General features: G+C 42.3%; 19 protein-coding genes. 12 read left to right on the forward strand and 7 right to left on the reverse strand.

The features are described 5' to 3' along the window. The first annotated feature begins 98 nt into the window (after positions 1-98). Entirely contained in the window at positions 99-2,390 is a 2,292-nt protein-coding gene (locus tag H6G92_RS02440) for a glycoside hydrolase family 10 protein (RefSeq protein WP_199344657.1), read from the forward strand. Positions 2,391-2,430: 40 nt separating this feature from the next. Here the strand turns inward: H6G92_RS02440 and H6G92_RS02445 are convergent, their stop codons facing one another. Further along, the gene (locus H6G92_RS02445) at positions 2,431-3,309 is read right to left on the reverse strand and encodes a phosphodiester glycosidase family protein (protein ID WP_313889929.1); all 879 of its coding nucleotides are present in this window, start codon (positions 3,307-3,309) and stop codon (positions 2,431-2,433) included. Positions 3,310-3,611: 302 nt separating this feature from the next. Here H6G92_RS02445 and H6G92_RS02450 point away from each other — a divergent pair, with 302 nt between their 5' ends. After that, on the forward strand, positions 3,612-3,770 hold the full coding sequence (locus H6G92_RS02450) for a hypothetical protein (protein ID WP_190890351.1): 159 nt from the start codon (positions 3,612-3,614) through the stop codon (positions 3,768-3,770). 21 nt (positions 3,771-3,791) lie between these two features. Here H6G92_RS02450 and H6G92_RS02455 read toward each other — a convergent pair whose 3' ends face one another. After that, complete coding sequence (locus tag H6G92_RS02455) at positions 3,792-5,993, reverse strand: PAS domain S-box protein (RefSeq protein WP_242059034.1); 2,202 nt, start codon at positions 5,991-5,993, stop codon at positions 3,792-3,794. Between the two features lie 456 nt (positions 5,994-6,449). Here H6G92_RS02455 and H6G92_RS02460 point away from each other — a divergent pair, with 456 nt between their 5' ends. From H6G92_RS02460 to H6G92_RS02485, 6 genes are all read left to right on the forward strand, one after another. Beyond that, positions 6,450-7,793 carry an adenylosuccinate synthase gene (locus H6G92_RS02460; protein WP_190890353.1) on the forward strand — a complete coding sequence of 448 codons (1,344 nt, stop codon included), beginning with the start codon at positions 6,450-6,452 and terminating at the stop codon, positions 7,791-7,793. A gap of 106 nt (positions 7,794-7,899) precedes the next feature. Next, positions 7,900-8,505: a 50S ribosomal protein L25/general stress protein Ctc gene (locus H6G92_RS02465; protein ID WP_190890355.1), complete on the forward strand. Its 606-nt coding sequence runs from the start codon at positions 7,900-7,902 to the stop codon at positions 8,503-8,505. Positions 8,506-8,604: 99 nt separating this feature from the next. Then, positions 8,605-10,134 (forward strand): bifunctional aminoglycoside phosphotransferase/ATP-binding protein, encoded by a 1,530-nt coding sequence (locus H6G92_RS02470; RefSeq protein WP_190890357.1) that lies wholly within the window; start codon positions 8,605-8,607, stop codon positions 10,132-10,134. Between the two features lie 137 nt (positions 10,135-10,271). Continuing rightward, positions 10,272-10,778, forward strand: coding sequence for a hypothetical protein (locus tag H6G92_RS02475; RefSeq protein ID WP_190890360.1), 507 nt, complete (start codon positions 10,272-10,274; stop codon positions 10,776-10,778). A 103-nt stretch (positions 10,779-10,881) separates the two neighbouring features. Continuing rightward, complete coding sequence (locus H6G92_RS02480; RefSeq protein WP_190890362.1) at positions 10,882-11,673, forward strand: YdcF family protein; 792 nt, start codon at positions 10,882-10,884, stop codon at positions 11,671-11,673. A gap of 601 nt (positions 11,674-12,274) precedes the next feature. Beyond that, positions 12,275-12,496, forward strand: coding sequence for a hypothetical protein (locus tag H6G92_RS02485; RefSeq protein WP_190890389.1), 222 nt, complete (start codon positions 12,275-12,277; stop codon positions 12,494-12,496). Between the two features lie 5 nt (positions 12,497-12,501). Here the strand turns inward: H6G92_RS02485 and H6G92_RS02490 are convergent, their stop codons facing one another. Continuing rightward, complete coding sequence (locus H6G92_RS02490; protein WP_313889930.1) at positions 12,502-12,744, reverse strand: ferredoxin-thioredoxin reductase variable chain; 243 nt, start codon at positions 12,742-12,744, stop codon at positions 12,502-12,504. 625 nt (positions 12,745-13,369) lie between these two features. Between H6G92_RS02490 and H6G92_RS02495 the strand changes: the two genes are divergently transcribed. Beyond that, positions 13,370-14,077, forward strand: a complete 708-nt coding sequence (locus H6G92_RS02495) for a Uma2 family endonuclease (protein ID WP_190890392.1) — start codon at positions 13,370-13,372, stop codon at positions 14,075-14,077. Between the two features lie 60 nt (positions 14,078-14,137). Here H6G92_RS02495 and miaA read toward each other — a convergent pair whose 3' ends face one another. Next, complete coding sequence (gene miaA / locus H6G92_RS02500; RefSeq protein WP_190890394.1) at positions 14,138-15,040, reverse strand: tRNA (adenosine(37)-N6)-dimethylallyltransferase MiaA; 903 nt, start codon at positions 15,038-15,040, stop codon at positions 14,138-14,140. A 194-nt stretch (positions 15,041-15,234) separates the two neighbouring features. Here miaA and gyrB point away from each other — a divergent pair, with 194 nt between their 5' ends. The 3 genes from gyrB to rpoD all read left to right on the forward strand — a co-directional run bounded on the left by gyrB (position 15,235) and on the right by rpoD (position 20,786). Then, positions 15,235-17,172 (forward strand): DNA topoisomerase (ATP-hydrolyzing) subunit B, encoded by a 1,938-nt coding sequence (gene gyrB, locus H6G92_RS02505; RefSeq protein WP_190890397.1) that lies wholly within the window; start codon positions 15,235-15,237, stop codon positions 17,170-17,172. A gap of 253 nt (positions 17,173-17,425) precedes the next feature. Then, entirely contained in the window at positions 17,426-18,073 is a 648-nt protein-coding gene (locus H6G92_RS02510) for a fasciclin domain-containing protein (RefSeq protein WP_190890399.1), read from the forward strand. Between the two features lie 1,543 nt (positions 18,074-19,616). After that, complete coding sequence (gene rpoD, locus H6G92_RS02515; protein ID WP_012412585.1) at positions 19,617-20,786, forward strand: RNA polymerase sigma factor RpoD; 1,170 nt, start codon at positions 19,617-19,619, stop codon at positions 20,784-20,786. Between the two features lie 133 nt (positions 20,787-20,919). Here the strand turns inward: rpoD and H6G92_RS02520 are convergent, their stop codons facing one another. The 3 genes from H6G92_RS02520 to gyrA form a co-directional block, all read right to left on the reverse strand. Beyond that, complete coding sequence (locus H6G92_RS02520) at positions 20,920-21,105, reverse strand: chlorophyll a/b-binding protein (protein ID WP_190890401.1); 186 nt, start codon at positions 21,103-21,105, stop codon at positions 20,920-20,922. 168 nt (positions 21,106-21,273) lie between these two features. Next, positions 21,274-21,960, reverse strand: a complete 687-nt coding sequence (locus tag H6G92_RS02525; RefSeq protein WP_190890403.1) for a phosphatase PAP2 family protein — start codon at positions 21,958-21,960, stop codon at positions 21,274-21,276. Positions 21,961-21,992: 32 nt separating this feature from the next. Beyond that, positions 21,993-24,512 carry a DNA gyrase subunit A gene (gene gyrA / locus H6G92_RS02530; protein WP_190890406.1) on the reverse strand — a complete coding sequence of 840 codons (2,520 nt, stop codon included), beginning with the start codon at positions 24,510-24,512 and terminating at the stop codon, positions 21,993-21,995. Positions 24,513-24,597: the final 85 nt, after the last annotated feature.

Raw genomic sequence — 24,597 nt, forward strand, 5'->3', positions numbered from 1 at the left:
CTTGCAGCTAAATTACTGTATCAGTTTTCCTGGTGTAGCAATTTAACGTTTATATGGAATGAATATAACCAATTAACCTCATTTAGTCAGCAGAAGTAATGACAAATCAGTTCTGGGAAAAAAGCATAGAAATCAATGCTACTCTAACCAACTTACTAGTTAACACCGTGCGTAGCTTATTCCTATATCGCAGCAAGCTACGCAAAGCGTCTGGTAGAGTTGCGCCTAGTCGTCAGACATCGCCTTTCATTCATCAAGGTTGGTGGCTTTTAAGGAAGCGTCTGCTGCCATTATTATGTCTGATATCATTCGTTACGGTATTGCTAATCAACAGCTTTGCCCCTAGCTTTGCCCAACTACCTCCTCAACCTCGTCAAGAAATTCGGGGGGTATGGCTGAGTGGTAACGATTTTAACGTTTTCAGAAATCGCTCAAAGGTGCAAGCAGCCATGAGCCAACTGCGGCAGCTAAACTTTAACACCGTTTATCCAGTAGTCTGGAACGATGGCTATACACATTATCCCAGCGCCATCATGCAAAAAAAGGGTATTCCCTTCTTCTTCAAAGGAACAGATGGACAAGATGTGATTGCAGACATTATCAGCCAAGCCCGCAGAGAAGGTCTACTAGCAATACCCTGGTTTGAATTTGGTTTCATGGTTCCCCTAAGTTCGGAACTCGCATCCCAGCATCCAGATTGGCTGACACAAAAGCCGGATGGGACTCAAACTTCAATTAGTGCTGCGGGTGAGGTAGCGTGGTTGAATCCGTTTCACCCGGAAGTGCAAAAGTTTATCACCGAACTCGTGATGGAAGTCATTACTCAATACGATGCTGATGGCGTTCAATTTGACGACCACATGAGTTTACCTGTGGATTTTGGTTACGATAAATACACAATTAGTCTATATACTCAAGAAACGGGCAATCCTCCCCCACCGAATCCCCAAGCCCAAGCATGGATAAAATGGCGGGCAGATAAAATCACTGCATTCATGGTAGACCTCCACCAAACTGTGAAAGCTAGAAAACCGAATGCTATCTTCTCAGTTTCTCCCAATTACTATGATTTTGCCTACAAGCTGCAACTGCAAGACTGGCTCAACTGGGTACGGTTAGGTATTGTCGATGAGTTAGTCATGCAAGTATACCGTAATGATTTAGAAAGTTTTATCGCTCAAATTACCCGCCCAGAAATTTTAGAAACCCAAAAAATCATCCCAACTGGTATCGGTATTATGGCGGGGTTACGAAATCGCCCAGTTTCCATGCCACAAATCCAATCCCAGGTGCAAGCAGCGCAACAACGCGGTTTAGGTAGCGGCTTTTTCTACTACGAAAGCCTTTGGGATATCGCGCCTGAACCAGCAGCGCAACGACAGTCAGCATTTGCGGCTCTTTTTCCAAACCCAGCGTTGCGCGATATCTCTCAAAATACACCCCGCAAACCAACTTTTGATACCATATCCCTACCTTTATATCCAAAACCTTCCCTTGGCCAACGTGTTCGTGGCTATTTTCTGGAAATAGCGATCGCAGGTGGTCAGCCAAGACGTATCTTATTAGATACAGGGTCAGCAGGGCTGCGAGTTCCCAAAGAGTTTTTAGGTAATGCTCCTATCCGCAAAACAGGACAAAATATCAAGGAAGTATTAAGCGATGGTACTATCCTGGAGGGAGAATTAGTTTATGCTAATGTCCGATTTGGTTTGCTTCCCGCCGCAGAACCAGTTCCGGTACAAGTTGTTACTAGCCGCCAATGTATTGCCCAAAAACCTAATTGTTCAGCAAAGAGTGGTGCGCCATTTTCTGGTATTATCGGTGTCAACTATTTTGAAAAGTCACTTCCCTATAATCCGTTGAGAAAATTACCAGGAAATCTGAGTAACGGATTTATAGTGATTGGAAATGGTGGTAGTAACAACAATGGCAACCTAATTCTCGGTTTGACTGCTAATAACCAAGCAGGTTTCAAAATGGCTCCTTGGAGTAAACAAAGCGAAATTAATGGTGTACCCGGTAACAGATGGGACTCTCAACTGAGCAAAGTTTGTTTAACTCTTGCTGGGAGTTCTGCTAAAAATTCTTGTAATGGCAAAATGATCACTGATACTGGAACCATTAATGGTTTGACTGAATTCAAGTCAGCTTCTACAGCAGGTAAGCTCAAGCCAGGAGTGTTACGTTCAGCTTTGAAAGTAGCAATTAATAGCATTTTTGATTACAGCCTGACACCAGGAACCCGCGACGGATTTAATCGCTGGAATTTGAGTATTTCGCCACAAGCAGAACTTCCTATATTTGTAAATACTGGCATCGCCTTTTTTGATAAATACGATGTCCTCTTTGACCAAGTTAATGGAAGACAGGGTTTTCGCAGTCGGCGGTAAGAGGGTAGTAAAGACTTCCTCCCTCAGATAGCCTTCAAAACTAATTTTCCTGAACCAGCAAAACTGACTTCACGGGACGCTTGATAGGATTTCCTTCCAAATCAACCTTCCCGTAAAAGGTTTTGCCCTTGTAATAAAGTGAAGACGAACTCCCCCCATCCAGATTCATTGCTTGATCAGCACCAAGAGTTTTCATAAAATCAGCTAATGCTGGTAAGGATATCCCAGAGTTAGCGGGAGCCGAGGGTTTTTGAGCCACCATAACTAAAATAACGCTGCCATCACGAGTGATACCCACAGCAGTTCTGGCGTTGGGTTGGTTGCTGCCAAGTGCATCTCGTTTATTGGAATTATCCACAAAGCCCTCTTTTACTGACGTGAGTTCTGGTAATAGGCGTGGGCCAGCACCTATAGCATCGACTAACTGACAACCTGCTGGTGGTAACTGACTGTGTAGGGCAATAGAATAACTGATAGTTTGCCCACATGAGTAGCGGCGGAATTCTGCACGATTGAATATTTGACTCAGGTAAGGTTTTAAGTTGGGATTGTTCACCAGTCGCTCATTTTCCTTGGGGTCAGCTACCAACTTCCCTTGTAGGACAACGTAAGATGTCGATTTTTGATTGGCTGGGTCAAAAAAGCCTGCGTTCAAAATAGCTACGGCTCGATGCTTCTGGGCAAATTCCTCTACAGTGGCTACCTTCTGTGATAATTCAGGAGTCACCAAAAATCTGCTATTGGCTGGAATTAACAAAATGTGAGCTATGCTTTGGGGCAAAGTGCGCTCGAAGTAGCGGATAGTTTTTGGTGGTGAAGATGCAACAGTCGGTATTGACGGTGTTGAAGAACGCAAATTAAACCACAACACCATTGTCAAACTAATTAATATCAAAGCCAGTAGTTTGATTTTTCTCACATTTAAACCCACTGCGGTTAGCTCAAACAAAGTTAGTTTAGTTGAAATAGCAGAAACACAGGGAGAAATTAACCGCTATAAAGATAAGCTGTTAAGCATTTAATTTGCACATTGAGATCGCAGTTTGCAGCTTTTATTACCATGAAAATGATGCAATTTAAATGACGATTAGCTTACTGTTCCTATTATTACTAAGCGATCGCTAATTTTTGGCTGATAGTAAAAATTCTCTAAAAATCCCTATTGGGTATTGAAACGCTTGAAACTTACTAAAATCCCTATTGGGGATTGAAATTAAGACCATGTTAGAAACCACAAACCTGAAAAATATCTCCAAAAAATTTGCTATAGCTAGAAATTGTGCTTCTTTCAAAGAAAATGAGGCAATGAGAGCTATTGCGTATAGCATGGATTTACTACCACCTGGTTTATATATATGGCTATTTGGTTTTAGTTTGTGATATTTTCACCACCAAAATAAATTAGCTATCTCCTGTAACTGATTCCAATTCTAGAGACAGCGAATGTGTATCTCTGAATGTTGAGGCAGGTAAGTACACTGTAAATTGAGTGCCTCTGCCTACTTGACTGTAAACATTGACAAAACCACCGTGATTTTTAATAATACCCAACGCCGTGGAAAGTCCTAAACCTGTGCCTTTGCCTACCTCTTTGGTAGTGAAAAATGGTTCAAAAATCCGTTGCTGGACTTCCGACGACATCCCCATACCAGTATCCGTCACCACGATCGCAATATAAGAACCCACTTTCGCATCAATATTTATCTGGGCAGAATGTTCACCAATCACCAGATTTTCCGCCGCAATCCTCAATATACCGCCACTAGACATAGCATCGCGGGCGTTGACTACTAAATTTATCAGCACTTGATGTAGTTGAGTTGTGTCTCCACGTACATACCATAGATTCTTGGGAATATCTGTCTGGCAGATGATGGATTTAGGGAATGTTTGAACGATAATTTGCTCAATTTCTGCCATCAAAGGCTGAATTTGGACAATTGTCTGTTTATCTTCAATACCCCGTGCAAAGGACAACACTTGCTTGAGCAAATTAGCGCCGCGTTTGACATTATTTTCTAGGGTTTGCAGTATTTGCTGACTCTGCGAATCGGGCAATTTCTTCTGCAACAGTTGAACTGACATTAAAATTGGGGATAGTATATTGTTGAGGTCATGGGCGATACCGCCAGCTAGGGTGCCGATACTCTCCAAACGTTGCGATCGCAGAAGTTGAGCTTCCAATTGTTTCTGCTGCGTAATCTCGGTGTTCACACTCAAAATGGATTTGGGTTGTCCATTATCATGTCGGATCAGTGTCCACCGACTTTCAAGGATAATTACTTTGCCTTCCCTTGTTAATTGATGCAACTCACCGCGCCACTCACCCGCTTTCATTACCTTCAAGTAAGCATCTTCTAACTGTGGTGAAATCTCTTTATACAAAAGTTGCAAAACATTTTTGCCCACAGCTTCCTCAGCCTTCCAGCCGTATAGACGTTCAGCACCTTTATTCCAAAACAAGATTTGGTTGTGGATATCTCGCACCAGAATCGCGTCAGTTGATACATCCAGCAGCGCTGCTTGTTCACGGATTTTCTGTTCTGCGTGTTTTTGCTGGGTTATATCTCGCGTCAGTGCCAAATGAATGAAGGTGCCATCAAATTCGTTACATAGTGGTACGGCATGAGTTTCCATGTAGCGGCGGGTACCTCTAAATCCAATGATTTCAAACTCCAAAGTCCCCTTGTTACCTTGGCAGATACTTTTATGCAAGTCGGCAAAGGCTGCTCTATACTCTGGCAAAATTACGGCATCAGCTGGTTTACCAATCAAAACATCAGCACTTTCCACTTCCAGCATTGCCAGTCCATAGGCATTAATTTCTAAAATGGTGCCATCCCTGGCAATTAACTCGATGCATTCTGGTTCTGCATCTATCATCGCTCGTAAACGATTTTCGCTTTGGCGTAGGGCCAGTTCCGTCTGCTGAAGTTGCCTGATATAACGCCACAACAAGTCATACAGCAGCCCCACCAGTACTAAATCCACAACAGCAGCGATAAAAAATGTAACTATCGCCTTTTGGGAATTTGCTTGTGACTGCTGCATTCCCTGCTGTAATAAATTTTGCTCCAGTTCTAAAGAGTCGTGAATAAGTTGTTGGATTTCTTTGCCAATTTGCTTGTCTTTGTCAGATAAGATTCGCTGCCGAACTGCTTCAAATCCCTGGTTTTGCCTGAGGTAAATTTCTTGTTGCAGGATGTTGAGCCTGTTGCTAATTTTTGGCTCCAACAAAGAAATCCACTGCTGCTTTTGATGGTTTTGGGCAGTTAACTTGCTGAGAATCTGAATATTGCTATTAGTTTGTTGATAAGCTGCAAGATAGGTTTTTAGATCATCTGCATCTGCTGTAATTAGGTAATTACGTTGTGCCGTTTCGGTATCTTTGAGTGTAGATTGGATACTTTGAAGTTGAGTAACCACTTCATAGGAGTATATCACCCCTTGCTGGTTGTAAATCAGCTTAACAGTGTTGCTATAGGAGACTACAGCGTTAGTAAATATAACTGCCAACGCTAAGATGAATATTGCTTTCAGCTTTTGGACTCGATACCATTTTTTGATCATGCGATCGCCCTTTCTGCCGCAGATGCCCTCCATCAGTTAAAATTAAAGATTAAAAGCAAATACTGAGAATATTTTAATGATTGTGACAGCACGGGTAACAAAATACAATCTCTTCAAGTTTTAAATATCTAGGATTTTTTGGGATGATGATTTATACATAATAGTCACAAATAAATCCGCTAATTTTTAATATAAATTCATTTTGAGCAGTAGTATAGCCAATGCAGTTTGGATCAGATTAAGTTGCCTATCCATAATGTTTGTAGATAGATTGCATTGCAACGTATCTATAATTATGGAATTGTAATTAACCTCCCACTATCCATAAATCCAAAACAAAACCAGGGCATTGATGTCAACTTAACGTTACAGCGGCAGTTTCTAACCGCCTGAATTGAAAACTAAGTTATTCTGCAATAAACTTGACATGATTCAAGCAATGTGTTAATAATTATAGTTTGTGGAAACTTTACTTCTTAATATAAGCTCTTGGCTAACGTCATTGTCATAGGTGCCCAATGGGGCGATGAAGGAAAAGGTAAAATAACTGACTTACTCAGCCGTTCCGCAGATGTTGTGGTTCGTTACCAAGGGGGTGTCAATGCTGGACACACGATTGTAGTTAAAGGTCAGACCTTTAAGCTGCACTTGATTCCCTCTGGTATTTTGTATCCAAATACCGATTGCATTATCGGCTGTGGAACAGTCATCGATCCACAGATTTTGATCGCAGAACTCGACCAATTAAAAGAATTAAATATTTCCACTGACCACCTGCTGATATCTGAGACAGCCCACGTAACGATGCCTTATCATCGGTTGATTGATCAGGCATCCGAAGAACGACGGGGAAGCCATAAGATCGGCACAACAGGTCGGGGCATTGGGCCGACTTATGCTGACAAATCTGAACGTACAGGCATTCGGGTTTTAGACTTGATGAACCCGGATGGGCTACGTGAGCAGTTGGAATGGACGATTAATTATAAAAACGTCATTTTAGAAAAGCTTTACAACTTGCCACCTCTAGATCCACAAGAGGTAATTGAAGAGTATCTGGGTTATGCAGAACGCTTGCGCCCTTACGTTATTGATACATCGTTAAAAATATACGATGCGATTCAGCGACGGCGGAATATTTTGTTTGAAGGTGCACAAGGTACGCTTCTTGACCTAGATCATGGAACTTATCCCTATGTCACCTCCTCTAATCCTGTGGCCGGGGGGGCTTGCGTTGGTACAGGGGTAGGGCCGACAATGATTGACCGGGTAATTGGAGTGTCGAAAGCCTACACAACGCGAGTGGGAGAGGGACCATTTCCCACCGAATTGGATGGAGAATTGGGAGAATTGTTGTGCGATCGCGGTGCCGAATTTGGCACAACCACCGGGCGCAAACGCCGTTGTGGCTGGTTTGATGCTGTCATTGGTCGCTATGCCGTGCGGATAAACGGCATGGATTGTATGGCGCTCACCAAACTGGATGTCCTTGATGAATTAGAGGAAATCCAAGTTTGTGTCGCCTATGACATAGATGGCCAACGCAGTGAACACTTCCCCACAAGTTCTCGTCAATTTGCTAGATGTCGCCCCATCTACAAAACCTTACCAGGATGGAAAGTGTCAACAACCCACTGCCGCACCCTGGAAGACTTGCCACAGCAAGCACTGGACTATCTAAAATTCCTCGCTGAATTGATGGAAGTCCCGATCGCGATCGTCTCACTAGGAGCAAGCCGCGATCAAACCATAATCGTAGAAGACCCCATCCACGGGCCCAAACGCGCTTTATTGCAGGCCGACGGCACACCTGCTACCCTGCTCAGTGCTTAGTTAAAAGTTAAGAGTTAAGAGTGAGGAGTAAGTAATTAATTCAAAACTCCTAACTCCTAACTTCTAACTCCTAACTCCTAACTCTAATTAACAACTCACAATTTCTATGGCTATTACAGTCGAATCTCAAAAACGCCCAGAAGGCAGCAAGCCAAGAGCTTTGCGCCGTTCTGGACTGATACCTGCCAATTTATACGGTCACAAAGGTACAGAATCAATTTCTTTGACCATTGATGCCAAAACTGTTGAGCGCTTGCTCAAAAGAGTTTCAGTCAACAATACATTGATTGAGTTAAACGTTGCTGATGTACCTTGGCGCGGCAAAGCCCTACTGCGGGAACTTCAAATCCATCCAGCAAAAGGTACACCCTACCACCTCAGCTTTTTCGCGGTTGCAGGCCACGGCGACACAACTGTAGGAGTACGGCTGCGTTTTGTGGGAAATGCTATTGGTGTTAAACAAGATGGTGGTGTTTTAGACACCGTAATCTCCGAATTGCAAGTGAGTTGTGCGCCAGAAAACATCCCAGATGTAATTGAAATCGATGTCTCTAACCTGCAAATTGGAGACAGCTTGAGTATTAGTGATATACCCTTTCCTGAAGGTGTAAAACCTCTAGCTGAATCAGAACGACTTGTTGTGAGCGTTTTGCCACCACAAATCAGTGCTGAAGATGCTGGGACAGAAGCTGAAACTGAAGCAGCTTCTTAAGCTAGGTAAACTGTGTAATAATTTTTGATGACACCAGGGGGGAACTCCTGGTTTTTTTGTATTTGAACCGCAGAGGCGCAGAGAGCGCAGAGGACAGAGATGACAGAAGCGACTCTTCCAGTCTTAATTCAGCAAATGTTACAGCCGGGATTTTATCCCCATCCGGTAACAGAACCCATTCAACTAATTCAAACCCACGTTTCTTATGTGCTGCTGGCTGGGGATTACGCTTATAAGCTGAAAAAACCTGTGAATTTTGGTTTTTTGGACTTTTCCACCTTAGAAAAGCGGCAGCATTTTTGTCAAGAAGAGTTACGGTTAAATCAACGGGGTGCTGGTGAACTGTATTTAGAAGTTTTGCCTATAACTCTGTTAGAGGAAAAATATCAGTTAGGGGGAACGGGCGAGGCTGTAGAATACGTGCTGAAGATGTGCCAGTTTCCTCAAGAGTCTTTATTAAGTACACTTTTTGAACAGGGTAACTTAAATGAGACACACCTAGAAGAGTTGGGACGGGTCGTGGCTCAATACCATGCCGAAGCACAGACGAATGATTATATTCGCAGTTTTGGTGAAGTGCCAAAAGTTCGGGCTGCAATTGATGAAAATTATCAGCAAACTGAGAAGTATATCGGTGGCCCACAGACTCAGGCGCAGTTTCTAGAAACAAAGCAATATACAGATAATTTTTTTGCAGAACATCCAGAATTATTTGCTAACAGAATTCAAAACGATTATATTCGTGAATGTCACGGGGATTTACACCTGAGAAATATTGCGTTGTGGCACGATAAAATCCTGCTGTTTGATTGCATTGAGTTTAATGAGCCGTTTCGCTTTGTCGATGTGATGTACGATGTGGCGTTTACGGTGATGGATTTGGAAGCGCGGCAGCGCAAAGACTTGGGTAATGCCTTTTTGAATGCCTACATAGAGCAAACTGGAGACTGGGAAGGCTTACAGGTGCTGCCCTTGTATTTAAGCCGTCAGGCTTATGTCCGGGCAAAGGTAACTTCGTTTTTGCTAGATGATCCGAGTGTACCCGCGACGGTAAAGGAAGAAGCGACAAAAACCGCCGCTGACTATTACAAACAGGCTTGGGACTATACTAAACCAAAGCTGGGACAACTAATTTTGATGTCGGGGTTGTCAGGCTCTGGTAAAAGTACCACAGCAAGGAATTTAGCCCGTCAACTGGGAGCGATTCACCTTCGTTCTGATGCAGTGCGGAAACATTTAGGGGGAATTCCCTTATGGGAAAAGGGTGGCGATGATTTATATACCTCTGAGATGACCGAGAAAACTTACACACGGCTATTGGAATTGGGAATTATCCTGGCTAAACAAGGTTTTTCGGTGATTTTGGATGCCAAGTATGATCGACAGCAGTTGCGGCAAGAAGCGATCGCTCAAGCTACGAAATATCAACTACCGCTTCAGATTATTCAATGCACAGCACCGTTAGAAGTTCTAAAAGAACGTCTGAACAATCGCACTGGTGATATTGCTGATGCCACCGCTGATTTATTAGACTTACAAATCAAACAAGCTGAACCTTTCACTGAAGAAGAACAATCCTACGTAAAGATTTTGGATACAACTCAACCACAACAGGCACAATTAAAATAATTCGTAATTCGTAATTCGTAATTCGTAATTGAATCGAAAATTAGGAATTACGTTAGCGAGTCAGACGCTCCTAGGTTGCTAACGCTTCTCTACGAGACGCTGCGCGAACGAATTAGTTAATAGCCTTTTTTTATTCTATGGCAGACAAAAAGAACGATTTTTTCAGTATTTCTCCCAGCTTCTTTTCTCAGCTGTTATTTGGTGCATTTTTAACATTTATATTAATAATGACCGGCTCTGCACCAGCCCTGAGCATCTTCTTAGGTATCATGGGCGGTTTCATCTTAAGCTGGATCACAAATGTAACCAATAATAGCCCCCAGCCTCCAACTGTAGCCTCTTCTGATGGCGTGGATACAGGATTGAAATACTGGTTATTTTTCATGCTTGGCTTTGTGTATTTGGGGTATCCAGCACCCATGAGTATCTTACTAGGTGGAATAGGTGCTTTAGCTGGAGGCTGGATTACTGCTTGGTGGGGAAGTAAGGAAGAAACTAGAACTCAGCTGCAAGTTGAAGAATCAGAAGAGGGCGAAGTTGAACCAACGAACGATAGGATCAACAAACAGCAAAGAAGAAGAAACACCCGCCGTTACCGTCGCGCTCCTGGAAGTAGTATCAATCTCAGGTTTTGGGAAAAGTAATAATTTGGGAATGGGGCATTGAGCATTGATTATCGGGCAATAATCAATAGTTCTTCTTCCTCATCTCCCTCATCTCCCTATTTCCCATTCTCTATTCCCCAATATGTTTTTATATCTATCCAAATTACTGCCACTATTTTTTTATCCACTAGGATTAGCCTGCGTGAGCTTGGTAGTAGCATTAATCACGTTGTGGAAACGACCGCGCACTGCGGCGATCGCAATTGCTTTTGCCCTAACTTTATTGCTATTTTGCAGTAATGGTTGGATTGCTAAATCACTCGTGCGATCGCTAGAATGGCAAAATCTGCCACCCGCCCAAATACCAGTTGCAGAAGCAATTGTGGTTTTAGGTGGCGCAACCAAATCAGCGTTTCCCCCCAGACCTACCGTCGATTTGAGTGAATCAGGCGATCGCGTAATTTATGCCGCACAACTGTATCGCCAAAAAAGAGCGCCTATAATTATCCTCAGTGGGGGTCGCATTGATTGGCGTGGAAGCGGTTCATCAGAGTCGGCAGATATGGCAACAGTACTCACATCTATTGGTATTCCATCTGAAGCGATTGTTCAGGAACCTGAATCTCTTAATACTTATCAAAATGCAGTGAATGTCCGAAAAATTTTGGAATCACGTGGCATCAATCAGGTGTTATTAGTTACTTCGGCGATGCACATGCCGCGATCGCTTAGAATTTTTCAACGTCAAGGAATTAATGCTATTCCTGCACCCACTGACTTTATAGTTAGTGAGGGTGAACTCCAAGAACTCGGCAGCACTCCCAAAGGCGCTATATTGAATTTATTACCTGATACCGACAACTTAAACCAATTTACCAGCGCTTTAAAAGAGTACATTGGTTCTTTTGTCTATTGCTTACGAGGTTGGCTCTGAAAGAGTGATAATTATATAGTTCCTTGATCAGGAATGCTATTGATCATAAACTCACCACCATATAATTTCGCTATATGCTGAACAATACTAAGCGCTAATCCAGAGCCTTGTTGTTCGTATAACTTTTGATTAAAAATGAATATTTGAGCAAACCCGTAAAACTCAAGCGTCTGGCAGCCACAATTAAACTGAAGATAATTATCCAAAGAATACTATATTCACAGGATTCCTTGAAGACAAATGAATGGAGATAATTACAAACATCTTTGTCATCAACGACAAATCTTTACGCCCAAGACTAAGCGAATCTGTCCCACGTACATTGAACTTCGGTAAAATCCGTCAAACCCTCCCATCATCCCCTAAAAAATAATCTGCTATCGCATCACGCAAACAGGCTCAACAGCATTACTCACAAGATTTTAGGACTTACGCAAAATCATGAAAAAACGAAACGCCAAGTACGCCAAGTGCGCCAAGTAATAAGAGTTGTAGAGGGTTTTTGCGTAAGTCCTGGATTTTATAGTCGTGTATCGCCAATAGCTATAATTTCAATAGTCGCAGAGTTTTAATTTTTAAATACCTTAGCACTCTTAAAATTATGTCTAAAAATTTACCCTATATTATCCCATCCCCTCAACCCCAAGTTGAAGAAGCTTTTGCTACTTACCAAACAACCCACCAGTTCTATCACGAAGTTCGTTCCCGGTCAGAGTTTGAGCGTTATTGTGAATGGTATTATACAACAGCAGAACAGCACCGCCAAGAGCTTAAAAGAATGCGCGGCGAACTGAATATTTTCCAGTGGTTTCGCCGCCGATGAGTCATCTAAATGACTTCTAATTCATTTTCACGTAAATGGGCTTTAAACTTTTTACTAAACTGGACTACAATCGGCAGATTAGCGCTTACGGGTCTGTCTCGCCATTGGGTGGCAATATTTACTACATCTCCTTCTTCACCTTTGATGTCAAAAGGCTGATTCCGATGTTCAGGATGATGATACACTACTACCGAATCTTTAACGCGGACGCGATCGCCAACTTTCATAACAAAATTTACATCTAGCATTTGCTTTTCCACAAGTATCTGCTACAAAATATATGAATGAACTACCTCATCTTACTTTGTTGAAGATGAGGTTTCTACATCCCCATCAGTAAGTTTAGATTTTTGTAAACAGCCCTAGCAAATAGAATTCGCCCCCAGAAGAGACTTTAACTGTCTACACAGGCTTTCAATTTCTTAAGTCCAGGCAGCCACTGAGGCAATGTTTAAACGATGCCTTTGTTAATTTTTTAATGCATATCTAGTTCAAAGGATGTGGGAGTAAAAACACAAATTTGATCGTCTGAGAGAGCGAGCACACTAATCTTAACCAATTATTGGCATAACCGAATGGGAAGCGATGATATTTAATCTATCAGCTTCAAGTATTAAAAACCTTTAATCAATATCATAACCCGAAAAACGATGTAAATAAAGCACTTATATTTTTAACTATTTTAAGTAAAAGCATATATCAAATACCAGATCAGATAATATGTGAAAGTAAGATATATCAGATGCAAGCACATTATCTAAGCTAAATTCATATAAATCTTAAACAAAAATGTCCCATATTAATCATATATACTCCTCTGCTTCAAAAAATAAACTAACCTAGAAATAATGCTCTTAAAGACTGGATAAAATCATGGTTCAGCAACTTCTAATCAATGATGATGATTACTATGTGCCAGATGCCAACCAGCTAGTCACTGAAAATGATACACCTGTGGATAATTTTGCATCTGCTAAACAACAACGCCTTTTAGTGAGTTCTCTTTACAGTTGTCTACAACATCAGACTTTTTTAGCTGAAGCTAATGTGGGCATTTACTACACAGACCTTCAGCCCCCTATTGTACCTGATGTCTTTCTCAGCTTAGATGTACAAGTACCTGAGAAATGGTGGGAAAAACAAAATCGTTGTTATATGGTTTGGCGTTTTGGCAAATCTCCAGAAGTTGTACTCGAAATTGTCTCTAATAAAGAAGGTGATGAACTGGGCAAAAAGCTGCAAATTTATGAACATATGCGGGCTAGTTACTACATCGTATACGACCCGAATCAGCAATTAGGAGAAAAAGTACTACGCGTTTATGAACTTAGGGGAAGGCGTTACTTTGAAACTTCAGAAACTTGGCTTGAACAAGTTGGTTTAGGTATAACTCTGTGGGAAGGTAAATTTGAAGGCAGACAGAATCATTGGTTACACTGGTGCTACCAAGATAGTAATGTTCTACTGACTGGGGATGAACGCGCCGAACAAGAACAACAACGCGCCGAACAAGCAGAACAACGCACCCAATTACTAGCAGATAGGCTACGGGCTATGGGCGTAGATCCCGACACTCTATAAAACACTCGCTGTTAAGACGCAAAGTTTTTTTTACGTCTTTGCATGAGTAAAAAAATCTCACTAACTCGTGCAACTTATAAATTTATTTATACGATGCCAAACCTTCTCTAATAAATCAGGATCATTCGCATCAAACCATTCAATTTTTGGATAGGCGCGAAACCAAGTGCGTTGTCGCTTGGCAAATTGTCGTGTATGCAAAACTATTAATTCTTTTGCTTCATTTAAGGAAATATCCCCAGCCAAATATTGCTTAATTTCTTGATAGCCCAAAGTATTCAACAAAGACAAATCAGCGCCATATTTTTGACAAAGATACTCCACTTCAGCGACGAAATTATCTGCTATCATTTGCTCAGTACGCTGTTTAATCCAAGCATCCAACTTTTCAACATCGCAATCTAAACCAATTTGCAAAATCGGATAATTCGGTGGATTCTCCCCTTGTTGTTCTGAAATGGGGCACCCGGTAACATAATATACCTCTAAAGCTCTTAAAGTTCGCACTGAATCATTAGCATGAATTTTTTGTGCAGCAACTGGATCAACTTGTTGTAACATTACGTAGAGTTGAGTTTGACCAAGAGATTCAAGCTGCGATCGCAATTCTGTTTGTGGTGCAACTCTAGGGATTTTCATCCCTTGGACAATGGAACGGATATATAAACCAGTGCCACCAACTAACAAAAGTGGTGTAACATCAACAGAAGCAATTAAGGCTTGTGTTTGTTCCTGATAGTCTGCTACTGTCATCGTGTCTGTTGGATCGCAGATATCTATTAAATAGTGTGGCACCAATTTTTGTTCAGCCACAGTTGGTTTCGCCGTCCCAATATTAAACTCACGATAAACTTGACGAGAATCAGCACTGAGAATTACAGAACCCAACCGCATCGCCAAAGCCAAAGCCAAACCCGACTTACCTGTTGCCGTCGCCCCACAAATCACAATTAATTTAGTCATTAGTCATTAGTCATTAGTCATTAGTTTTCTTCCCTTGCTCCTGTGCCCCTCTTATACGGTACTGCAACCCCAGTATAAACTTCTCTTGAAAATGCCCTACAGACGCCAGCAAGGCTTTTGTGTTACAATTTTGGAGTGTTTTTACTTTTATTTGCCTTTAGGCGATTTCAACCCCACGCATCAGGAGAGTTTACATGACGAGCAGTTACAGTGCCGATCAGATTCAAGTTCTGGAAGGTCTGGAAGCCGTCCGCAAAAGACCAGGAATGTACATCGGTACCACTGGGCCGCGAGGACTCCACCATTTAGTTTACGAGGTGGTGGACAATTCAATCGATGAGGCTTTGGCGGGTCATTGCACTCATATAGAAGTGGATATCAACGCTGATGGTTCCGTGACTGTAACAGATGATGGTCGCGGTATTCCCGTTGATACTCACTCGCGCACTGGAAAATCGGCTTTGGAAACCGTGATGACGGTACTGCACGCCGGTGGTAAGTTCGGCGGCGGTGGCTACAAAGTTTCTGGAGGTTTGCACGGGGTTGGTATTTCTGTTGTTAATGCCCTATCTGAGGTTGTAGAAGTTACAGTTTGGCGAGATAAAAAAGTTCATCTCCAACGCTATGAACGGGGCATCCCAGTTAGTGAACTGCAAGTAAAGCCTTACAAAGAAGCTAGAACTGGAACTTCTGTCACCTTTAAGCCAGATACTCAAATCTTTACAACTAGCATTGAGTTTGATTACATCACTTTATCAGGTCGCCTACGGGAATTGGCGTATCTGAATGCAGGTGTCAAAATTACCTTTACTGACCACCGTCTAGAACTTCTAAAAAGCGATACACCCAAGGTAGAAACCTACGAATACAAGGGTGGGATCAAAGAATATATCGCTTACATGAACCGTGAGAAGCAACCGCTGCATGAAGAAATTATCTATGTACAGGGAGAACGGAACAATGTACAAGTAGAAGTTTCTTTGCAGTGGTGTACTGATGCTTATACGGATAATGTGCTGGGTTTTGCCAACAATATTCGTACTGTGGATGGTGGTACACACTTAGAAGGATTAAAAGCGGTTCTGACTCGGACATTAAATGCGATCGCTCGCAAGCGCAATAAAATTAAAGATAATGAACCTAACCTCAGTGGCGAACACGTCCGCGAAGGGTTGACTGCGGTAATTTCCGTTAAAGTCCCCGACCCGGAATTTGAAGGACAAACTAAGACTAAACTCGGTAACACCGAAGTTCGAGGAATTGTTGATTCTTTGGTGGGAGAAGTTCTCACCGAGTACCTAGAATTTCATCCTGCTATAGCAGACTCAATTTTAGATAAAGCTATCCAAGCTTTCAAAGCCGCAGAAGCAGCCCGTCATGCGCGGGAATTAGTCCGGCGCAAATCCGTACTGGAATCTTCGCCATTACCTGGCAAATTGGCAGATTGCAGTTCTCGTGACCCCAGCGAATCTGAGATATTCATCGTGGAAGGGGACTCAGCAGGTGGAAGTGCCAAACAAGGACGCGATCGCCGGACTCAAGCTATCTTGCCTCTACGTGGTAAAATTCTCAATATTGAAAAAACCGACGATGCCAAAATCTATAAAAATAATGAAGTTCAAGCGTTAATTACAGCACTTGGTTTAGGTGTCAAAGGTGATGAATTCGATTCCGCCCAACTGCGTTATCACCGCATAGTCATCATGACTGACGCTGACGTAGATGGAGCGCACATTCGAACTTTGTTGTTAACATTCTTCTATCGATATCAACGGGCACTGATCGAACAAGGCTTTATTTATATTGCTTGTCCCCCATTGTTTAAAGTAGAACGGGGACGTAATCATGAGTACTGCTATAGCGATCGCGAAAAAAATCAAGCGATCGCCAAATTTCCTGCTAACGCCAACTATACCATCCAACGCTTCAAAGGTTTGGGTGAAATGATGCCACAACAACTCTGGGACACCACAATGAACCCAGAAACCCGCAAAATGAAGCAAGTCGAAATTGAGGACGCTGCCGAAGCTGATCGCATCTTCACAATTTTAATGGGCGATCGCGTCGCACCCAGACGAGAATTCATCGAAACCTATGGTTCTAAACTGAACTTCACTGATTTAGATATCTAATATCAATTCCCTGCTACTACTCTAAGAATTTTTGACAAAGGTAATGGGTGATAGGTTTTCACCCATTACCTTTTTTATATCCAAAATTGCTATAAAAAATACCTCTTTTGGCTGATGACAAACTAAGAAATAAATAAATTTTTGTATTAATATTTTTCAGACTACAAAATATGTCGTTAGATGAGTGACTATATCCATAAATTCATTAACTATTGTTAATAATTCCCTATTTAATTGGATTCGACACAAAGCTATGAAAGCGAGCAAAGGCATAGTACGAAAAGTATTGTTCAATATTATTGGCATAGGTAGTTTGGTTGTTCTGTCTGCCTGCGCTCAACCTGTCACAGAAACTCCCACCGCAACTGTTCCTCCCGTTGCCCAAACTCCCATAACAACTGTCCCTCCTGTCACGCCAACTCCTAACAGCACAACTGCAACCCAAAATTTAGCAGAACTGGCAAAGTCCGCAGCTAGTCAAGGACAGTTTAAAACTCTCATCCAAGCAGTGCAAGCTGCGGGCTTAACTGAACAATTGGTTGCACCAGGCCCTTACACAGTATTTGCTCCTACTGACGCCGCTTTCTCTGCTTTATCAAAAGCTACTTTAGACCAACTCTTACAACCAGCAAATAAACAACAATTAATCAGGCTTCTGGCCTACCACGTTATACCTGGCGGAATTACCTCCCAGCAATTGACATCTGGACAAGTTAAAACAGTTGAGGGTAATCCCGTTAAAATCACGGTTGATCGTGCCAGCAATTCAATCACAGTCAACAACGCTAAAGTGGCTCAGCCAGACATCCCAGCTAGCAATGGCATCGTTCATGTAGTTGACCAGGTACTTCTGCCACCTAATTTTCCCGCAAGTTTAAACACCACCCCAACACCACGGTAGTTCAAGCATTGCTCATAGTTTCCAGCTTTCGCTAGGGGTAGACTTGAAAGCTACCCTGGCTTTTAACTAGACGCTAACAATCAATTAAAATAAAAAATTTAGGTTGACCTACTACTTGTGTGGTAGGTCAGTACTACATAACTACAAAAATTCTAAATTTTCCAGTTAGCAAATATACATATAATTTGCTTCTTGTCAAGATTTTACAAAAGTTCAATCTTCTAGTGTTAGCTAAACTACCAACTTTTTTGGAAATTTAGTTAAGATAATAATCTTTGCAGTGACTGGTTGATTCATTTCGCCCACCACCTAAAAACACATTTGTTATGCTTTAAGAAAATAACTGAATCTCATCTATCAAACAGCAATTAATAAGTATCTTGAGGATTTCTCATAATAAGATGACAGAAGCTTACCGAAATAAAAGTATTGAAGTTTACAAGTTACTTACGCAAGCAAAGTTTGTAACCAAATCATCAGACAATCTTCTGGCTTATCTTTGTTCGAGGTAATGCCTACTGGAAGCAGACACCAACTGGCAGCAAACTTGTTAATATCTTCATGTACTGCCGTGGAGATCGCTATTGTATCGTATGTATCTAATGAACTTTTGCCTTAAATAAGACTATACTGGCAAGTTCGCAGGACAAATTGTTTTTGAATTGATTAAAATATCCTTGTATACAATAAGAAAAGTTTGTCAAGTTTCATAGGGCTGAAATCGCCACAGTGCGCTAACGTGTGAATAAGACCGAATTAGTTCAACCTAAATTGATCTGCTATCAGGTCGATTCCGCCCCAGCCTCAACTCCTCAGTTAAGGTAATTAGTCTGCGGAAGGTTAACTGCTTTAAGGCAAGCACCACCACCCTTGTTGTATTTACCCAAGGTTAAGACCCGGTTTAGTCTAAGGAATGCGTAATTTGTGAAGGAAATGTAAAAATGGGTAGATTAAGACGAATTGTCTGAGTTAACATAAAATGCACTCTTCCTAAGTAATTAATGTTGTGTAAAATACATGAAATTTGGCAAAAGCAAACGTACTTACTTTGTAATGTAATAAGCAGGTCACTGCAATTCCGAAAAGTGGAGAAAAATTTAAGGGTAGAACTCCCGTTTTTAATATCTTTTTGGTAATAGTGGCTAATAATTGCTTTAGAAGATCATGATTAATACACAAAAAGAGTGCAATTTCTGTGAAACAGGCTACAATCGGAAGAGTCTTTATAGGAAAATCTGCCAACAGTCTGAATTCATTAGTATAGAGTGGCAAATTTTTTGATAAAGGCGAGTCTTTTTTTTGACCAGTTAGTTGAAAGCAGTGTGTGATAGCAACACATATAACATTTACTAAGATGAGCAAGTCACTTTTAGTAATGGCTTAAACTAAAGTAAAAAACCCTCCAATTGGAGGTTTAAAACGCCCGAAAATATATCTGGCAAATCTGCCAAAAAGATTATTTTCGGTTGACAAATAGCTCGTTTAAAAGAGCAGTAAACACATCTTGAGTAATTGATTCTGCAAGGAGCATGAGGAACGCGGCATGAACCAGGCTAACAACGTACTCGAAAGCATATATCAGCCTGACCTAGAAATAATGAATCAGCCTGAGCTCGAGTTAGAAGAACTCTTAATAGACGATGAAGAGGACTTGCTGATCATCGATGAAGGTGACGATGAATTTTTAGAGCCTCAGTCTGATGAGGACGACGCAAAGTCTGGAAAAGCCGCTAAATCGCGTCGTCGGACACAAAGCAAGAAAAAGCACTATACCGAAGATTCAATTCGGCTTTACTTGCAAGAAATTGGTAGAATTCGTCTGTTGCGGGCAGACGAAGAAATTGAATTGGCGCGGAAAATAGCCGATTTACTGGAATTAGAGAGAGTGCGGGAAAGACTCTCAGAACAGTTGGATCGCGATCCTCGAGATAGCGAATGGGCAGAAGCAGTACAACTACCCCTACCAGCTTTTCGTTATCGCCTCCACGTTGGTCGCAGGGCGAAAGACAAGATGGTGCAATCGAACCTCCGTCTTGTAGTTTCAATTGCTAAGAAGTACATGAATCGTGGTTTGTCGTTCCAGGACTTAATTCAGGAAGGCAGTCTCGGTTTGATTCGTGCCGCTGAAAAGTTTGACCACGAAAAAGGTTATAAGTTTTCTACATACGCTACATGGTGGATTCGTCAAGCAATTACCCGCGCGATCGCAGATCAATCCCGCACAATTCGCCTTCCAGTTCACCTTTACGAAACCATCTCTCGGATTAAGAAAACTACCAAGTTACTGTCTCAAGAAATGGGTCGTAAACCAACTGAAGAAGAAATCGCTACTCGGATGGAAATGACCATTGAGAAGTTGCGTTTTATTGCTAAGTCTGCCCAGTTGCCCATTTCATTAGAAACGCCTATTGGTAAAGAAGAAGATTCTCGATTGGGCGATTTTATTGAATCCGATGGTGAAACGCCAGAAGACCAAGTTTCCAAAAATCTTCTGCGCGAAGACCTCGAAAAAGTCCTTGACAGTCTCAGTCCTCGTGAACGTGATGTTCTCAGACTGCGTTACGGCTTGGACGATGGTCGGATGAAGACCCTTGAAGAAATCGGGCAGATTTTTAACGTTACCCGCGAACGCATTCGTCAAATTGAGGCGAAGGCACTCCGCAAGTTACGCCACCCAAATCGTAACAGCGTTCTCAAGGAATATATTCGGTAGTCAATTAGTCATTGGTCATTAGTGAATAAACAAAGCACAACTGACAAATGATAAATAAAAAACCTGGTAGTGAATTAGCACTCCAGGTTTTTTTATTTATAGGTCATCTATAGGTCATCTTAGATATTAAAACTTACAGGATGCCCCAAAAATGTAGAAAGCCTTGTCCAGAAAAAACCTCAACCAAAATGGCTGCTGAAAAGCCGATCATTGCCAAACGACCGTTCCAAATTTCTGCTTGTGGGGTAAAGCCCCAGCGCCAAGCGTTGCGATCTTCAATTACGGGGGTGATAACTTTTGTCGTAGTTGCGTTAGTCATGGTTGGCACTCTAAATTGGATTTACTAAGGATTGTTACCTTATGTAAACTAATATAACAATGTTTTTCATGGATGCAAACCTAATTTATATTTTTATTTCTATAGCTTGACTTATCTGGCACAAGTTGATATCTAAAAAATTAATACATCTATCTTCAGATATAATTACTAAAATTGCCTCATATTTTGCAATTTCAGCATTGCTATACACATCATCAGCCACAAAAATCCAACTCCATAACCTGCAATCACATCCGTAGGCCAATGCACTCCTAAATACAGCCGACTGATACCAATAGCAACAATTACCACCCCCGCCATACTATAAATAAACTGAGAAAATTTAGGATAGTGAGTTGCCAACAAGTAAGCTAGAAAGCCGTATAGCACCAGAGAACCTAAAGCATGACCACTGGGAAAACTAAAAGATCGTTCAGTAATCAACCGATCCCAAAGTTCAGGGCGGGGTTTGCTAAATAACAGCTTTAGTCCTGTGTTGAGGATAAAAGCTCCCAGACAAGCGATCGCAAATATCTTGGCTTCTTGCCGGTAACGTCGCCACCAGAGTATGGTCAGACTAAGTGTGACGACAACCACGACAAAATTGGGATTGCCAAGGTTCGTAATTGCCAGCATCACATTATCTAGACTGGGATTAGAAAACTGATACAGCCACAACAGAAAATGTGTATCAAATGCAAAAGCTTCTCGCTCGAAGACTTCTTCAAAAAGCTCTGCCAGAAGAAAAAGGATCAGCAGACAGCTAGCCAGTCCAACGATACCAATTGTGGTCAGCAAGGGAGCCAGACGAGGATGTATGTGTTGCAACCAAAAAGTTAAAATTTTTCGGAGCATACGTGGATATTTACTTTATTTACTCCCCTTTGCTAACGGACTTCGGCAACGGTGATGATTTTTTCATCGCGGTTGAGTTGGAGAATGCTTTCACCTTTCACATCTCTACCTAAAATAGGAACTGTTTCCACAGGTATGCGCACTACCCGTTCTTTATTCGTCACTAAAGCTACCTCGCCAGAGGCGTTGGCGTAGCCCGCCGAAGGCATCGCTATGACCATACCAGCTAGGTTGTCAGTTTTACTGGCAAATTTCAGCGCTTGCGTGCCTAAATCACCGCGATTAGCCGCTCTCAATTGACTCGCAGGCATTCGCTTGGCATATCCTTCTTGAGTAACTAGCAGCAGTTGGTCATCTTTACCGACAGTGACACAGCCAACCATTTGCTGATTTTTCAATAACCGAAATGCTTGTAAACCCATCGCTGTGCGACCCATGATCGGTAATTGTTCATCATTGACTGCAAAGCGCAACACTCGCCCACCTGAACTAGCTAAAATCAGATGCTCCCCTGGAGCAGTGAACTGGGTAAATGACAATTCATCATCGTCTTTGAGCTTCAAAATCGTGATTCCGCGTCGAGTCAAGTTAGTAAATTCTCCCAGAGACAGACGCTTAATCCGTCCCTGTTTTGTTAGGAGAATCATCTGCTTCGTTTCGAGATTTTCCGGCAGTAAAAAGCGGCTGACCACAGCTTCTTGAGCACCTTGAGCAGTACTACTGAGCATAGTAATCAAAGGTTTTCCCCGTGGAGAACGTCCAGTGGTTGGGGGAATTTCTCCTACCTTCACAGGATAGACTTTGCCACCACCGGTTAGTATTAGCAGGTCTTTTTCTGTGTCAGTTAAAACAGTTTGGATAATGAAGTCATTATCGTGCAGACCATTTTCACCTTTTGACTTTCTCCCAGATGGCTGGGTGCGACGGACATAACCCCGTTGGGTAAATTCTAAAACCGCTTCCTCTGCCGGTTCAGAAGATTTAAGTTCCTCTTCTTCCTCTACTCCTTGTCTTTTTTTACCCTTGTCCTCTTGTATTCTTGTATCAGTGCTGGTGGGCGCTAGCTTGGTACGCCGGGGATCGCTGTACTTGCGCTTGAGCGATCGCAAATCTTTTTTCAATGCCTTGAGCAATTCTCGGCGATCGTTTAGTAACCGCTCCAACAAGCCAATTTGTTCACTTAGCTCGTCAAATTCCTGCTGCAAATTTTGCTGTTCTAAACTGGTGAGGCGACGCAACGGCATAGCCAAAATTGCATCTCCTTGTACCTCACTCAAATCTAGTCGGCTACAAAGGTTAATTTTTGCCGTACTCCCATCGGGAGCTTGCCGCAAAATTTCAATTACTTGATCCAAATTAGATAGTGCTTTGAGTAAACCTTCCACCAAATGCACACGACTTTGGGCCTTACCCAACTCGTAATTGTAGCGACGGTTGAGTGTTTCTTCTCGGAAACTCAAAAACTCCTGCAACAGTTGACGCAAACTTAACTGTCGGGGTTGTCCATTCACTATTGCTAGGAGAATCGCCCCAAAAGTCATTTGCAAGGCAGTTTGGTGATACAAATGCTGGAGAACTTCTTGGGGATTGGTATCGCGTTTGAGTTCAATTACCACCCGCATCCCTTCCCGATCGCTCTCATCCCGAAGATCAGAAATTCCTTGCAAGCGTCCTTGATTTACTAAGTCGGCTACCTTCTCAATCCAGGCAGCCTTATTCACTTGATAAGGCAATTCTGTAATGATAATTGCCGTCCGTCGCTTGCTTCCCCTCGCGGCTGGAATTTCCTCCAGAGTTGCGACTCCCCGCACTAGAATTCCACCTTTACCTGTGGTGTATGCTTCCCGAATTCCCGCCTCACCAACTATTTCTCCACCAGTGGGAAAGTCGGGCCCTGGAATTAGTTCAAATAATTTTTCATCTGGCAAATCTGGATTGTCGATTAAGGCAATTAACCCATCGACAACTTCCCCCAAGTTGTGTGGTGGAACATTCGTTGCCATTCCCACGGCAATACCAGAACAGCCATTGAGCAACAGAAACGGCAATTGAGCAGGTAGCACCGTTGGTTCTTGCTGGGAATTATCGAAGTTCCCGACAAATTCCACAGTTTCTTCACCAATTTCTGTCAGCATTCCCTCATGACTGATGGGTGCGAGGCGCGTTTCTGTGTAACGCATCGCCGCTGGCGGGTCATTATCGACGCTGCCAAAGTTACCGTGTCCTGCTAGTAAAGGATAGCGGCTAGAAAAATCCTGCACCAGCCTGACTAAAGCATCGTAAACTGATTGGTCGCCGTGAGGATGGTATTTACCCAACACATCACCCACTACGCGGGCACATTTTCGATAGGGTCTATCTGGTACTAAACCGAGTTCGTGCATTGCATACAAAATGCGACGATGCACTGGTTTTAAGCCATCACGCACGTCTGGTAGCGCTCGCCCGACAATCACGCTCATGGCATATTCTAGATAAGACCGTTGCATCTCGGTGTGCAGGGCTGTTGTAATTACCTGTCCCGTTGAGAGAAGGTTTAACTGTTTTGCCATGAGTTTTTTCCCTGAAATTTAACTACACTAAAGCCGGCGGAACTCAATATTGCAGCAACCACAGCATAACGGATGAAATGGGATT

It is taken from the genome of Nostoc foliaceum FACHB-393 (genome assembly GCF_014698505.1).
In the GTDB taxonomy this organism is placed as follows: Bacteria; Cyanobacteriota; Cyanobacteriia; order Cyanobacteriales; family Nostocaceae; genus Nostoc; species Nostoc foliaceum_A.